The organism is Promicromonospora vindobonensis, assembly GCF_042685865.1.
In the GTDB taxonomy this organism is placed as follows: domain Bacteria; phylum Actinomycetota; class Actinomycetes; order Actinomycetales; family Cellulomonadaceae; genus Promicromonospora; species Promicromonospora vindobonensis.
In genome coordinates this window covers 1568984-1581819 of the sequence record NZ_JBHUOG010000001.1, presented here as the reverse complement: position 1 = coordinate 1581819, position 12836 = coordinate 1568984, and the positions used below count along the sequence as shown (strand labels likewise).

13 protein-coding genes are annotated in these 12836 nt (G+C 71.3%); 5 read left to right on the top strand and 8 right to left on the bottom strand.

Annotated features, from left to right (window positions below):
• Window positions 1-30: 30 nt before the first annotated feature.
• The 4 genes from ACFS27_RS07150 to msrA form a co-directional block, all read right to left on the bottom strand.
• Window positions 31-2208: an alpha-galactosidase gene (locus tag ACFS27_RS07150; RefSeq protein ID WP_377181394.1), complete on the bottom strand. Its 2178-nt coding sequence runs from the start codon at window positions 2206-2208 to the stop codon at window positions 31-33.
• A gap of 64 nt (window positions 2209-2272) precedes the next feature.
• Window positions 2273-4813 carry a glycoside hydrolase family 2 protein gene (locus ACFS27_RS07145; protein WP_377181392.1) on the bottom strand — a complete coding sequence of 847 codons (2541 nt, stop codon included), beginning with the start codon at window positions 4811-4813 and terminating at the stop codon, window positions 2273-2275.
• 118 nt (window positions 4814-4931) lie between these two features.
• Window positions 4932-5534 (bottom strand): pentapeptide repeat-containing protein, encoded by a 603-nt coding sequence (locus ACFS27_RS07140; RefSeq protein ID WP_377181390.1) that lies wholly within the window; start codon window positions 5532-5534, stop codon window positions 4932-4934.
• Between the two features lie 110 nt (window positions 5535-5644).
• Window positions 5645-6331 (bottom strand): peptide-methionine (S)-S-oxide reductase MsrA, encoded by a 687-nt coding sequence (gene msrA / locus ACFS27_RS07135; RefSeq protein WP_377181388.1) that lies wholly within the window; start codon window positions 6329-6331, stop codon window positions 5645-5647.
• A gap of 145 nt (window positions 6332-6476) precedes the next feature.
• On the opposite strand from msrA, the gene ACFS27_RS07130 reads away from it, so the two are divergent.
• From ACFS27_RS07130 to ACFS27_RS07110, 5 genes are all read left to right on the top strand, one after another.
• The gene (locus ACFS27_RS07130; protein ID WP_377181386.1) at window positions 6477-7241 is read left to right on the top strand and encodes a metallophosphoesterase family protein; all 765 of its coding nucleotides are present in this window, start codon (window positions 6477-6479) and stop codon (window positions 7239-7241) included.
• A gap of 51 nt (window positions 7242-7292) precedes the next feature.
• Window positions 7293-7508 (top strand): hypothetical protein, encoded by a 216-nt coding sequence (locus ACFS27_RS07125; protein ID WP_377181384.1) that lies wholly within the window; start codon window positions 7293-7295, stop codon window positions 7506-7508.
• Window positions 7505-7987 (top strand): type II toxin-antitoxin system VapC family toxin, encoded by a 483-nt coding sequence (locus ACFS27_RS07120; RefSeq protein WP_377181382.1) that lies wholly within the window; start codon window positions 7505-7507, stop codon window positions 7985-7987. The genes ACFS27_RS07125 and ACFS27_RS07120 overlap by 4 nt, the downstream gene beginning before the upstream one ends.
• Before the next feature lie 10 nt (window positions 7988-7997).
• Window positions 7998-8597: a YdeI/OmpD-associated family protein gene (locus tag ACFS27_RS07115; RefSeq protein ID WP_377181380.1), complete on the top strand. Its 600-nt coding sequence runs from the start codon at window positions 7998-8000 to the stop codon at window positions 8595-8597.
• A gap of 91 nt (window positions 8598-8688) precedes the next feature.
• Window positions 8689-9162: a PucR family transcriptional regulator gene (locus ACFS27_RS07110; RefSeq protein WP_377181378.1), complete on the top strand. Its 474-nt coding sequence runs from the start codon at window positions 8689-8691 to the stop codon at window positions 9160-9162.
• Between the two features lie 100 nt (window positions 9163-9262).
• Here the strand turns inward: ACFS27_RS07110 and ACFS27_RS07105 are convergent, their stop codons facing one another.
• The 4 genes from ACFS27_RS07105 to ACFS27_RS07090 are packed head-to-tail and all read right to left on the bottom strand — an operon-like array spanning window position 9263 to window position 12673.
• A complete protein-coding gene (locus ACFS27_RS07105) occupies window positions 9263-9811 on the bottom strand; it encodes a TlpA family protein disulfide reductase (protein WP_377181376.1) in 549 nt (182 codons plus the stop codon).
• Window positions 9808-10314: a hypothetical protein gene (locus ACFS27_RS07100; protein WP_377181374.1), complete on the bottom strand. Its 507-nt coding sequence runs from the start codon at window positions 10312-10314 to the stop codon at window positions 9808-9810. The genes ACFS27_RS07105 and ACFS27_RS07100 overlap by 4 nt, the downstream gene beginning before the upstream one ends.
• On the bottom strand, window positions 10311-12257 hold the full coding sequence (locus ACFS27_RS07095) for a M6 family metalloprotease domain-containing protein (RefSeq protein ID WP_377181372.1): 1947 nt from the start codon (window positions 12255-12257) through the stop codon (window positions 10311-10313). The genes ACFS27_RS07100 and ACFS27_RS07095 overlap by 4 nt, the downstream gene beginning before the upstream one ends.
• Window positions 12254-12673, bottom strand: coding sequence for a hypothetical protein (locus tag ACFS27_RS07090; protein WP_377181370.1), 420 nt, complete (start codon window positions 12671-12673; stop codon window positions 12254-12256). Before ACFS27_RS07090 ends, ACFS27_RS07095 begins: the two co-directional genes overlap by 4 nt.
• Between the last annotated feature and the right edge of the window lie 163 nt (window positions 12674-12836).

The window sequence follows — 12836 nt, the reverse complement described above, 5'->3', positions numbered from 1 at the left end:
TGGTCGTTGCTGGTATTCCCCCGGCCGGGTCTACTCCGGCTGGTCGGTGGCCGTCACCTGGATGATCAACGCCTGCATCGGCCACAGCGTCGGAAGCTGTAGCCCTACGCCGGTCAGCACCGAACCAGGGATGTCCGTCGGGTCCTTGCCCAACCAGCCCGGGGTGATCCCGCCCATCCACTTCGCGGACCCGACCTCGTCGCGGACCCGCACGCTGTATCGCCTGGCCGGGTCCAGCCCGTCGAGCCGCACGCGTTCGGTCAGCGCGTCCTGGGGCGACGCCACGGTCGCGACGGTCCACATCCCGGCCGTGCGGTCGGGGGCGACGAAGCCCGTGACCCGCAGTGCCGGGTCCACCGTGTCGGCGTGCACGACGGTGCCGGTGTGCACCAGCGACCGGAGCTCCTTGTAGAGCGTTGCGTACGCCGAGACGGCGACCAGTTCCTCGTCTGTGCAGGTCAGCAGGTCCCACTCGAACCCTGCATGACCCTGCAGGGCCGTGGCCACCCGGAACGTGAGATCGGTGGTGCGCCCTGACGAGTGCGCCGGCGACGGGCCGACGTGTGCCCCCACCAGCTCGGGCGGCAGCACCAGCGACGTCCATCGCTGGATGTCCTGGCGCTCCAGCGGATCGTTGGAGTCCGACGCCCACACGCGGTCGGTGACCTCCAGGATCCCCAGGTCGCTCCGGGCGCCGCCCGAGGAGCACGACTCGATCTCCAGCCCGGGATGGTCGGCCTTGAGCCGCGCGATCAGCGCGTACGCGGCCCGGGTCTGCGCATGGGTGCCTGGTCGGGCCACACCGTCGGTGCCGACGTGGACCGGTTCGCTGAGATCGCGGTTGTGGTCCCACTTGATGAAGTCGATGCCCAGCTGGGTCACCAGCGCGGAGATCTGGGCGCGCAGGTACTCCCACGCCTCGCTGTTCGCGAGATCCAGCACGTACTGCGTGCGGAACGAGAGGCCGTCCGGCGACGGGATCGCCGCAGGGTTCGACAGGATCCACTCCGGGTGGGCGCGCGCGAGGTCGGAGTCGAGGTTCACCATCTCCGGCTCGAACCACAGACCGAACTGCATCCCCAGCTCATGCACCAGCCCGGCCAGCGGGTCAAGGCCGTCCGGCCAGACGTCGTGGTCCACCACCCAGTCGCCCAGGCCGGTGGTGTCGTCACGCCGGGAGTGGAACCAGCCGTCGTCCAGCACGAAGCGCTCCACGCCGACGGCGGCGGCCCGCCGTGCGAGGCGCTCCAGCTTGGCCGGGGAGTGGTCGAAGTACACGGCTTCCCACGTGTTCAGCACCAGCGGCCGGGGGCTCGTCACGTGCTGCGGGCGGGCCCGCAGCCAGGTGTGGAACCGGTCCGAGACACCGTCCAGGCCCGCCGGCGACCACGCGAAGTACGCGACCGGCGCGCGATAGGTCTCGCCGGGGGCCAGCCGGATCTCGCCCGGCCGCACCAGCTCGCCGGCGCCGAGCAGCGTCGCGTGCTCGGTGAGATGGTCCACCCGGTGCGTGACGTCGGCGCTCCACCCCAGGTGGGTGGCCCACACCTCGCCGGTCCGGCTGCGCGGCGCGCCCGACGACGCGGCGGTCACCCAGGGCGCGTCGTGTCCCGAGCGCCCGCGCCGGGTCTGGCGGGCGGTGCTGCCGCCGGGCATGGCCGTGGTGACCGGAACCTTCTCGCGGGACCAGCGGCCGCTGAACTGGGTGAGGTGGTCCGCCGACCGCGGCACGGGCAGCGTGGCCTCGAGCCAGTGGACGTCCACCGCGGCCGGGCCGTCGTTGGTGAGCTCGTGCCGCAGGAGCACCAGGCCGCCCACACCGATCTCGAGGTGCGACCGCAGCGTGAGCCCCAGGTCCGCGTCCCGGGCGGTGACCAGCAGGTCGGCCGCGCCGCGCTCCGCCGGGGCAGCGGTCCAGCGGGGATAGAGGGGGATGCCGTCCGACACCACGAGCAGTCCCGGGCGGCCGGCCCACCCGTCCGACTCCTGCGGCAGCATCGACGGACGCCAGGCTGCATCGAGAGTGCCCGGGGCGGTCTGCCTACTGGTCGCCGCATCGAGGCCCTGCAGGTCGGCGGGCGAGAGATCGCCCAGGTCCTGGCCCCAGTGCAGCACGAGCGGCAGACCCCGCTCGGGATGCACCACGACGACCGCAACGCCGTCACGGCGCAGTACTGACCAGCCAGCTTCCTCGACGAGCCCGTTCATGTGGTTCCCTTCGCCCCCTGGACCACACCGTATGCGCGGTCGCTGACATCGGATCGGCCTGACCCTAGCCCGCCGTGCGGACCAGATCGTTCTCGGTGCGCAGCACCGGCCGGGAGACCAGCGCCTCCTGGTCGAGGCCGCTGCTGCTCACGTGGAACACCGCCGTCGTGCCCGCCGGAAGGTCGATGACCTGCTCGTCCACCTGTGCGTCCGGGTCGAGGCGGTCGGCGAGCAGCGTCACACCCAGCGCCAGCGACGTCGCGGTCACGTCCACGCGGTAGCCGCCGTCCTCCGCCGTCACCGTGGTCCGTACCGGGGCCGGATCGAGCACGAGATCCTTGCTCTCCGCCCACCGGTGGATCCCCCGCACCTCCCCGAGGGTCACCACGAGCACCTCGCGCGTCGGCTCGGAGACCGCGGCCAGGTCACCGGTCAGCGGGACGAGGGTCACCGACCGTGGCGCGACGGTCACCGCCCCGGCAGCCGCGTCCGACGTCGCGAGCACCGCACCCCGGAGGGTGGTCCGGGCTGCCTCGACCTGCCCCGTCCACGGCTCGTCCGTGTCGTTCACGAGGGCCGCGACCAGGTCGGCGCCCCTCGGCTGGACCGTCACGATCCGGTCGGCGAACGCGTGCTTCATGGCGTACCAGAGCGGCTTGCGCCGGCCGTCGCCGTCGACGGCGGCCCAGGAGGTCACCGGCCAGCAGTCGTTGAGCTGCCACACGATCGCCCCGGCAGTGCGCGGCCACCACGACCGGTAGTGCTCGAGGGCGTACTGGATCGCACGCGCCTGGTTCAGCTGCGTGGCCCAGTGCCAGTCGGTGAAGTCGTCGGGGACGTCCAGGTGCGGGGCGAGGCCGCGGTCGAGCTTGCCGTTGCCGTCGGTGGCCTTCTGGTGCAGCAGAAAGACCTCGGACTCCTTGAAATCCTGTGGTGCGGTATCGCCGTCGGGCAGGATCGCGCGCCGCATCGTCGCCCAGGCCGCCGGGCCCTGGAAGCCGAACTCCGACGGGAACCGCGGCACGTCGTCGCGGTAGTGCGTGTAGTCGACCTGGTTCCAGACGGCCCACTGGTGGTGCGTGCCGTGGTTCGGGTCGTTGGGGTGCATCTCCTCGGGCGTGAGGCCAGGGGAGTAGGGAGAGCCGTCCGCGTACGGCCGGGTCGGGTCCACCTCGGCCAGGACCTTCGGGAAGAGCTCGTAGTAGTAGCCGGCGCCCCACGTGAGATCGCCGAGCGGCTCCTTCCAGCCCCAGTCCTCGTGCCCCCAGATGTTCTCGTTGCCGCCGTTCCACAGCACGAGCGACGGGTGCGGTGCCAGGCGGGCGGCGTTCTCCCGCACCTCCGCCTCGAGCTCGGCCCAGTGCGGGTCCTCCTCCGGGTAGGCGGCGCACGCCAGCAGGACGTCCTGCCAGACCATGACGCCCCGCTCGTCGCAGACGTCGTAGAAGTCGTCCGACTCGTAGATGCCGCCGCCCCATACCCGCAGCAGGTTGAGGTTCGCGCCCAGCGCCTGGTCGACGCGCTGTTCGAGGCGCTCGCGCGTGATGCGGGTCAGCAGGTGGTCGTCGGGGATCCAGTTGGCCCCGCGCGCGAAGACCGGCTTGCCGTTGATGACGAACGTGAAGCGCGTGCCGTGCTCGTCGGGTGTGCGGTCCACCTCGACGGTGCGGAAGGCGACCCGGCCGGACCAGGAGTCCAGCGGGTTGGAGCGGTCCTCGCCGTTGCCCTCGTAGAGGGTCACCGTGATCGGGTACAGCGGCTGGTCGCCGTGCCCGGCGGGCCACCACAGGTCGGCGTCGGGTATCTCCACCTGCATGTCCAGCGCGCCGCCGGACCAGCCGGGCGAGACCATAGAGCTGCCGCCGCGGTCGCCGACGGAGACGTCGACGGTGAGGCGCCCGAGGTCGGACAGCCCGGACCTCTCGACCTCGAGGCGGACGTCGACCAGCCCTGTGCCGTCGTCGGACACGGTGGCCAGCGGCGTGACCTGCGCGAGGCGCGCCACGCGCCAGCGCTGCACCCGGACGGGCTTCCACAGGCCGGCCGTCTGCAGGTCGGGACCCCAGTCCCAGCCGAAGGAACAGGCCATCTTGCGGACCATGTTGAACGGCTGGTCGTAGGCCATGGGGCGCGTGCCGAGGCGCTCAGCCTCGGCCTCGGCGGCCTCGAGCGCTGAGTCGAGGTCGACCACGAGGTTGGCGGGCGTGCCGACGAGCTCTCGCACATCGTACCGGTAGGACCGGTGCATGTTCCTGGTGCGGCCGAGCTCGACACGGCCCTTGGCGACTCCAGCTCGTTCCACGTCCGTGTCCACCACGACGGTGGACACCGTGTCGATCCCCTCGAAGAGCAGGTCGACACGCTCGTCGGGTCCCGCGGGGGGCTCGTCGAGCACGGTCGCGTACCGCCAGGTCGTGCGCTTCATCCAGGCGAGCGCGGTCTCGTTGGTGCCGAGGTACGGATCGGGGACGAGGCCCTGTTCAAGAAGGGCGGTATGGCTCGTACCCGGGACGGTCGCGGGGACGGGGACCCCGGCAAGGTCCGCCGGTACGGGTCCGCCCGTCGGGGTCAGGGTCCAGTCGGTCAGGTCGCGGCTGATCTTCATCGATCCTCGTCCCTCTAGAACAGGTGCTCAGTACGTGTGCGAGCGGACCCGAGCATAGGGCCGGGCGCGGCGTCGGCTCGAACCGATATCACGGGTGTCCCGACCCGCTCCAGGAGCGCTAGTCCGGCCGGACCACGAGGCCGAGCGTCTCGGCCAGCAGGATCGCCTGCGCTTCGCTGACCACCGCGCCGGTGAGGTTCGCCGACAGCGGGTCGAGGGTCGACAGGTCGCTGCCGCGCAGGTCGGCGTTGGTCAGGTCGGCCTGCTCGAGGTCCGCACCCGACAGGTCGCAGCCGACCAGCACGACGCCGTTCGCCTTGATCCCGGCCAGGTCGGCCTCGCGGAACCGGACGCCGTCGAACTGCGCGCCGGCGAGGGCGGCGCGGTGCAGGTCGGTGAAGGACCAGTTGCCGCCCTCGACCTTGAGCAGGTCGAACCGGCAGTCGGCGAACTGCGAGCCGACCAGCTTGCAGCGCTCCAGCTTCGCGTCGAAGAACACGCACCCGTCGAAGACGCACGAGGTGAACGCGAACTCGGTGAGGTGGGCGCTGTTGAAGCGCACACCACGGAACACGCACGAGTCGAACGTGGCGCCCGTCCCCGTGGCCTCCGTGAGGTCGACGTCGGCGAACAGCGTGGCCATGTGGTCCTCGCCGGACAGGTCGCGGCTGTACCAGTCCTCGCCGGTGACGGTGAGCTCGGTAGCGGGCATCCGAATCATGGGGCCGACCCTACGGGTCCCCACTGACACCGCCAGGAGCGCGGTCGTGGGCGTGATCGTCGCGCCTGTAGCAGTGGTCGCAACGGCCACGCCCACAACCAGGGGGTTGGTCAGGCAGGGTCAGGGAAGGGGACGCCCGTGGTCGCGTGGCAGCGGTAGCCGTTCGGGTTCTTGGCGGCAGACAGATACTGCTGGTGGTAGTCCTCGGCGTAGTAGAACGCTCCGGCCTCGGCGGCGGGCGCGATCTCCGTGGTGATCGCGTCGTACCCCTTGGCGCTGAGCACCTCGGCGTAGCGGGCTGCGGTCTCCTTGGCGGCCTCCGCCTGCTCCGGCGTCGTCCAGTAGATCGCCGAGCGGTACTGCGTGCCCACGTCGTTGCCCTGACGGAAGCCCTGCGTGGGGTCGTGCCGCTCCCAGAAGATCTTGAGCAGCTCCGCCTCGGTGACCTTGGTCGGGTCGTAGGCGACGAGCGCGGTCTCCGTGTGGCCGGTCCGCGCGCTGCAGACCTCCTCGTACGTCGGGTTCGGCGTGGTCCCACCCATGTAGCCGACAGCGGTGCTCACCACGCCTGGAACCTGCCAGTAGATCTCCTCGGCGCCCCAGAAACAGCCCATCGCCAGGTACAGCACGCGCGTACCGGGCTCCCACGGGCCCGTGATCGACGAGCCGAGCACCGTGTGCGGGCGCGGCGCCTGCAGCAGCGGCGCGGACCGGCCCCGGAGGGCATCCTCCGGCGCGATCATCGTGGTCTTCGTGGAACCGGAGCCGGGGCCGAAGAGGGAGTTCAAGAACGTCATCGGACACTTCCTTACGTCTACTTGCGCGGGTAGCGCTTTCATCATCGCAACACACCTCGGTGCGGTGGTGTTCCGCAGCCTGTCCACCGTGCTGCTGTCAGCGGATCCGCTGGCGTCTCCGCGCCGCAGGAGCGATCGTCGTCCCATGAGCTCAGAGGTCGGGGCGGTCGCGGTCCTCTCGGACGTGCACGGGGTGCTTCCCGTCCTGGAGGCGGTGCTCGCCGAGCCCGATGTGGCCGCGGCCGACCGCGTGGTCGTCACCGGTGACCACGCCGCCGGGCCACAGCCCGTCGCGGTGCTGGACCGCCTGCGGTCCCTCGGGGAGCGGGCGCTCCTGGTCCGGGGGAACGCGGACCGCGAGCTGGTCGCTCTCGCGCGCGGCGGCAGCACGGCCATCCCGGATCCGGTCGCGCCCTGGGCAGCGGCCCAGCTACGGCCCGACGACGTCGCCCTGCTCGCCGGCCTGCCGCACCCGGCCGAGCTGACGGTGCGCGGCTTCGGCCGCGTCGTGTTCTGCCACGCCACCCCGCGGGACGACGAGGAGGTGGTGCTCGTCGACTCCTCGCTCGAGCGCTGGGCCGAGGTGCTCGGCGGGCTCGACGCCGCCGTGCGGACCGTCGTCATGGGGCATACCCACATGCCGTTCGTGCGCCTCGTCGACCGGCGCCTGTGCGTCAACCCCGGCAGCGTCGGCATGCCGTACGGCCGTGCAGGAGGGTCGTGGGCGCTCCTGCACGACGGGCAGGTCGAGCTTCGGCACACGCCGGTCGACGTCGAGGCGGCGGTGGCGGCCGTGGCCACCGGGAGCACCTACCCCGGCGCGGAGGAATGGGCACGGGAGTACGTCACGTCGGCCAACAGCGACGCCGACGCGCTGCGGGCGTTCGGGCCGCGGGACGGCCGGACCTGAGGTCGGGTCGGCCCCTTGATGCCCTACATCATGTAGGGCAGGATGTAGGGCATGATGAAGACCAGCATCTACCTCGACGAGCAGCGCAAGGCCAATCTCGTACGTATCGGAGAGCTCACGGGGCGATCCCAGGCGGATCTGATCCGCGAAGGAATCGACCAGGTGATCCACGATCATCTGCGTACCCGTCCGAAGATGAAGGGTCGCCTGCGGCAGCACGGTCTGACTCAGCGCGTCGATGAACTCATGGACGGCTTTGGCGAGTGATCGTTGTCGCCGATACCGGGGGGATCGTCGCCGCGATGGACCCGGGGGAGCCGCAGCATGATCAGTTCCGAGAGACTCTTGAGTCCGCCAGGACCGCGATCGTCACTCCGCTCGTCATCGCCGAGGTTCACTACCTTCTCAGTGCTGCGGGTGAGCATCTTGCGGCGAGCGACTTTCTCGAGAACGTCACTGACGGTTTCTTCGACGTGGCCGACCCACGCCCTGAGGACTACGGGACCGCCAGGGCGCTCATCAAGAAGTACGAGGGCAGGATGGAGCGAAAGCGTCGCAAGCCTGGATCACTGGACCTCGCGGATGCGATGAACGTGGTCGTCGCCGGTTCGCTGGGCACGAACCTCGTTGTGGCAACTGATCAGGACTACCGGGTGGTGCGGCCGCTCAGCGGCCACGACCACTTTGCGATTCTGCCAGCAGACGCGGAGTCGGACCGAGCCGTCGATGTCGGTGGCTCGGCGTAGCGTCCTCTCCATGGCCGAAACCGACCCTGAGCTCCTGCTTGCCGATACCGCCGCCTGGCGCGCCTGGCTCGACGAGAACGAGTCGACCTCGAACGGCGTCTGGTTGATTCTCGCGAAGAAAGGCAAGGACGCCCCGACGAGCCTGACGCGCGACTCCGCCCTGGAGGAGGCGCTCTGCAGCGGCTGGATCGACGCACAGGCACTGGGCCGCGATGACGCGACCGCGCTGCAGCGGTACTGCCCGCGCAGGTCACGGAGCCGCTGGTCGGCACGGAACGTCGGGATCGTCGGCCGGCTGACCGCCGAGGGGCGCATGCGGCCCCGTGGTCAGGAAGAGGTCGACAAGGCCAAGGCGGACGGTCGCTGGGATGCCGCGTACGAGGGCAGCAAGAACATCGAGGTGCCGCCCGACCTGGCCGAGGCGCTCGCGGCCAGCCCGCGTGCGACGGCGATGTTCGGGATCCTCACCGCACAGAACCGCTACGCGATCCTGTTCAGGATCACGGGGGTCAAGAAGCCGGAGACCCGGGCGCGGAACATCGCCAAGTTCGTCGGCATGCTGGAGCGCGGTGAGACGGTGCACCCGCAGAGGCGAATGCTGGAATCCTGAGAGTTGCCCACGAGTTGACCAGGAACTGCCCTTGAGATTCACGAGAACTCTCAAATAGAGTCCCCAGGCAACGTCGAGACCGGGGAGGGCCGTGGACAGCGAGGTCGTACTGCGGCTCGACGCGGGGAACGTGCTGATCACGTTCGTCCCCACCATTCCGGAAGCCCTGCCTGATGTGCGGCGTGCGACCGCCGACCCGGGCGGTGGCTTCGCAGCCGGCCCCGAGCCCCGTCCAGCACCGGCCCCGCCCTCGTCCGGTGACCCGCTCGCCGGGGTTGCCGCGCGCATCGCCGCCGACGGCGTCCCTGTACACCCCGGTCTCGAGGCGCTCCTCGACCTGCCGGAGGCTGCCCCGCTCCTGCGCACGCTGGAGACGTATCTCGAGCTCGCGGGCAGCGCACAGGCGACGGCCGAGGCGCTGCACCTGCACCGCACGTCGCTGTACTACCGGCTGCAGCGTGTCGAGCAGCTCGCCGGCACCGACCTCAAGGACGGTACGGAGCGCCTCGCGCTGCACCTGGCACTCAAGGTCGCCAGAGCCGCAGGACGCCTCGTCGGGCCCTGAGGTCCCGGGCTCGACCAGCTCGGCCCGCGACGGGCGGACCCGCCCGTCGTAGGTGGGCTCGCCCCGCGAACGGGCAGGCTCAGCGCACGGTCAGGTGGGCTCAGCGCACGGCCAGGTCGGCGACGGCCCTGCTGAGCTCCTCGCCCTCCACCCCCTCCGGCCAGCCGCGCAACAGGCTGCCGTCCTTGCCGACCAGGGCGACGAGCGGCGGCTCGGCGACGGCGTACATGAGCGTCGCGTCGCCGCCCGGGTCCACGGCCACGGGGTACTCGATGTCGTTGTCCTCGACGTACGCCGCGATCTCGGCGGGCTCGGACAGGTGCGCGACGCCGACGAACAGGACCGTGTCCTCGTACTCCTGGACCACGTCGTTGATCGACCCCTGCTGGACCTCGCAGCGGGTGCACCAGGTCTCGAAGAACACGAGCACCACCGGCCGCTCGCCCCACTGCTCGGCCAGGTCGAGGTTCGTGCCGTCGGTCAGCTCAAGGGTGAGCGGGGGCGCCGGAGGCGCGTCGTCGGGCGCTGGGTGGAACTCCACGCCCGACGGCACCGGCCCCGGCATACGGCCGCGGGTCGCCTCGGAGCACCCGGCGAGGGAGGCCACGACGAGGGCTGCCGCCACGAGGCTCGTGAGGGCGTTCCTCATCGCAGCACCGCCTCGGGCGCGTCGTCGAAGGCAGGGTTCGGCTCGATCGGCACGGGGCCGTGCTCGCCGATCATGAGCTCGGCACCCGACAGGTCGATCGAGGCGGGAACGTCGAGCGACATGACGCACACCGTGGGCTGCCGGTCGGCACCCAGGTCGATCGAGAAGGCCTTCTCGGCCCGTCCCTCCGGGAGCGCGCCGGCGGCGAGCACCGTGCCGTCCGCCAGCACCTCGTACGCCGCCTCCGGGTGCGCGTACCGGAAGGCACGCGCACCCGAGCACGGGTCGGACGGCTCGCGGATGTTCGCGTCAGGGACCACGATGCGCACGGCCTGGGTGTCCTGGGCGCTCACGGCCCCACCGGAGCACGCCGCCAGCAGCACGCTGAGGCACAGCCCGGCCGAGAGCACGGCGGCGATCGCGACGGCGGTGCGCGAACGACCACGCCCGGCGCCCGAGGCCGGCACGTGACCGACCTCGGCGCCGTCGGAGCGCAGTGTCACCCGGCGTCCCGCAGGTCGCCGGCCGCCGCGGAGAGCGCGGCGGCGGCGAGGTTGCGCTGCCCCACGTCGGCCAGGCTCTCCGCGTCCTGGGCGAACCGTGCGAGCGCCGCGTCCGCCGAGCCGCCATGTGCCCCGGAAGCGACCCGCAGGTGCGCCTCGAGACGCCGGGCTTCCTCGCCGGTGAGCACGCCGCGGTCCTCGTAGTCCGCCACGAGCGTGGACAGCGACCGCGCCGTCGGCGCCTTGGCCCGCAGCGGCACCCGCACCGTCCGCGCGACGTCCGGGTCGGACTCGCTCGTGACCGTGAGGGTCAGGATCGCCGTCCGTGCTGCGCCGTCCGACGCCGTCGCGTACGCCGACACGGGCAGCGTGCCGCCCGCCTCCACGGCCGTGACCTCGTACGGGATGCTGACCTCCCAGCCGCGCCCTCGGACGGACGCGGAGACCCGGTACACGTCCGAGTCGAAGATCCCCTCGCCGGCCTCGCCCGTGTTCCGGACCGGCACGTTGACCAGCGTGCTGCCGTCACCGACCGGGTGCTGCTCCGGCCGGCCGAGCCGGACATCGCGCCGCGCCGGGCCGGAGGCGTCGAGGTTCCGCGCGGCGACGTCGTAGGTCAGCGCGCCGTCGGTGGCGCGCGAGGCGTCCAGCACGTACAGGTGCACGTTGTTGGGCTCGTCCACGTACTCGTACGCGCTGCCCGACTCTGTCCCCGCGTGGAAGGTGCCGTCGTCGAGCTGGCGGGGGTCGCCGCGCACCACGGGCACCGGCGTGCCGTCCGGGCGGTAGTAGTCGATCCGACCGATGTTCTCCGGGTTGGCGTCGACCAGCCATTCGCGCGGGGTGCCCCGCGGCTGGTTCTGCGCCAGGAGCACGCCGTGGCCAGCGGTGAACGAGTCGTTGCCCACCCGGTCGACGACCTCCATCGTGAAGTCGGTCCAGCCGGTGCCGTCGGGGCACCAGAAGTCTGGGTCCTCCGGCGTGTCCGCTGCGCACTGGCCGGCGGCGTACCCGCCGTCGAGCGTGACCTCGAGGCCGACCTTGCCGCTGCTCCCGCCCCGTGACTCCGGCACCGAGGAACGGGCCTTGAGGGTGGCGACGGCCGGACCCTGCTCGGCGAGCTGGGACCGGGTCAGCAGGACCTGGTCGTCGGCAGTGAGCACACCGAGGTCCTGCTTGTAGTGGAGCATGTGGTGCGGCCCGAGGGCGGAGCCGCCCGCGTTCGGGATCTGCCACCGGTTGTGGGTGCCGCCCGGTCCGTTGAACGAGCCGCGGCTCATCATCTCCCAGTAGCCCGTGTAGTTACGGGTGTCGTCGGCGAACGGGTTGTTGTAGTTGTCCGGCAGGCCGCGCAGGTGGCTGAACTCGTGCGCGAACACGCCGAGGCCGGAGCTCTCCGCCTGGGTCGAGGTGCCGCCGCCCGCGTTGGGCCAGTGGTTGGCCGCCGACTGCCACGACGTCCAGTCCACGTACCGGGTCGCCGCCCAGTTCGGCATGGGGTCGCCGTTCTGGTTGAGGGGCGCCTCGCCGTTCTCCGCGCGCGGCGGCCCCAGCTCGTCCGGGACGTCCTCCGGGGACTCGAACATCATCTGTCCGAACTCCTCCCACGTGGACGTCTCGTCGTGCCCAGCGGTCACCCAGAATCCGTTGTCGAAGCCGCAGAGCCGCTCCTCGCAGCCGCCCATGTCCTCGTGCCAGGCCTCGAACCCGGCCTCGCGGATGTCCTTGCCGCACTCGTCTCCCTGCGGGCAGAACTCCTCGACCGGCTCGTTGAACCGGTCGTAGCCGTACTCGTGCAGCTTGCCCGGCAGCGTGTACGGGCCGAACACCTCGACGTCGACCCCGATCCGGCCGTGGCTGTCCTCCATCCAGTACCCGTGCAGGGTCTGCCCGCCGTTGTACTCGTTCGGTGTGGCGTAGTAGTCGTAGAACCACTGGTTCACGTCGTCGGGGCCACCGGCTGGAAGCCGCTGGCCGGGTTGCCGAACGGGTGCGTCAGCGGGTCCTGCGTGATGAGGAACGGCTGGTCGGAGAACTCGAGCAGGATCACCGCCGTCCGGTACTGCACGTCGCTGCCCTCCGAGGTGTCAGCGGTGTCCCACTCCGCCGGCCGGACGGGGGAGTAGTCGTCCCAGGTCATCTCGGCCTGGTCGGTCCAGTCCTGCGGGTCGGGCGCGGCGATCGGGCTGCCCGACGCCGAGGCGGTCACCTCGGCGGTCGACGTCGTCCCCACGAGGGGGAGCGTCAGCGGGACGGCGAGCGCTGCCGCTGCGGCGACGGCCGCCGCCCGGCGGGCGGCCCGCCCGGTGACGGGTCCTGGTGTCGGTCGTGTCGGTCGTGTGCCTGATCGGAGCCTCATGCGGGTGCCGCCCTCCGGGTCGTCCGGGACACGACCCACCACGGGCCGTGCCGTGAGGCTACGGGCACGCGCTCTCCACGTCATCGGTCAGGTGTCGGGTGCTCGTTCCGACATCTGTCGGATCCGTGCGCGCACGGTGCACTTTTGGTGCGGCGCGTGGGCA

Bases quoted from the DNA above. Each gene is read 5' to 3' on its own strand.
- ACFS27_RS07150 (WP_377181394.1), bottom strand. From the start codon at position 2,208: ATGAACGGGCTCGTCGAGGAAGCTGGCTGGTCAGTACTGCGCCGTGAC.
- ACFS27_RS07145 (WP_377181392.1), bottom strand. From the start codon at position 4,813: ATGAAGATCAGCCGCGACCTGACCGACTGGACCCTGACCCCGACGGGC.
- ACFS27_RS07140 (WP_377181390.1), bottom strand. From the start codon at position 5,534: ATGATTCGGATGCCCGCTACCGAGCTCACCGTCACCGGCGAGGACTGG.
- msrA (WP_377181388.1), bottom strand. From the start codon at position 6,331: ATGACGTTCTTGAACTCCCTCTTCGGCCCCGGCTCCGGTTCCACGAAG.
- ACFS27_RS07130 (WP_377181386.1), top strand. From the start codon at position 6,477: ATGAGCTCAGAGGTCGGGGCGGTCGCGGTCCTCTCGGACGTGCACGGG.
- ACFS27_RS07125 (WP_377181384.1), top strand. From the start codon at position 7,293: ATGATGAAGACCAGCATCTACCTCGACGAGCAGCGCAAGGCCAATCTC.
- ACFS27_RS07115 (WP_377181380.1), top strand. From the start codon at position 7,998: ATGGCCGAAACCGACCCTGAGCTCCTGCTTGCCGATACCGCCGCCTGG.
- ACFS27_RS07105 (WP_377181376.1), bottom strand. From the start codon at position 9,811: ATGAGGAACGCCCTCACGAGCCTCGTGGCGGCAGCCCTCGTCGTGGCC.
- ACFS27_RS07090 (WP_377181370.1), bottom strand. From the start codon at position 12,673: ATGAGGCTCCGATCAGGCACACGACCGACACGACCGACACCAGGACCC.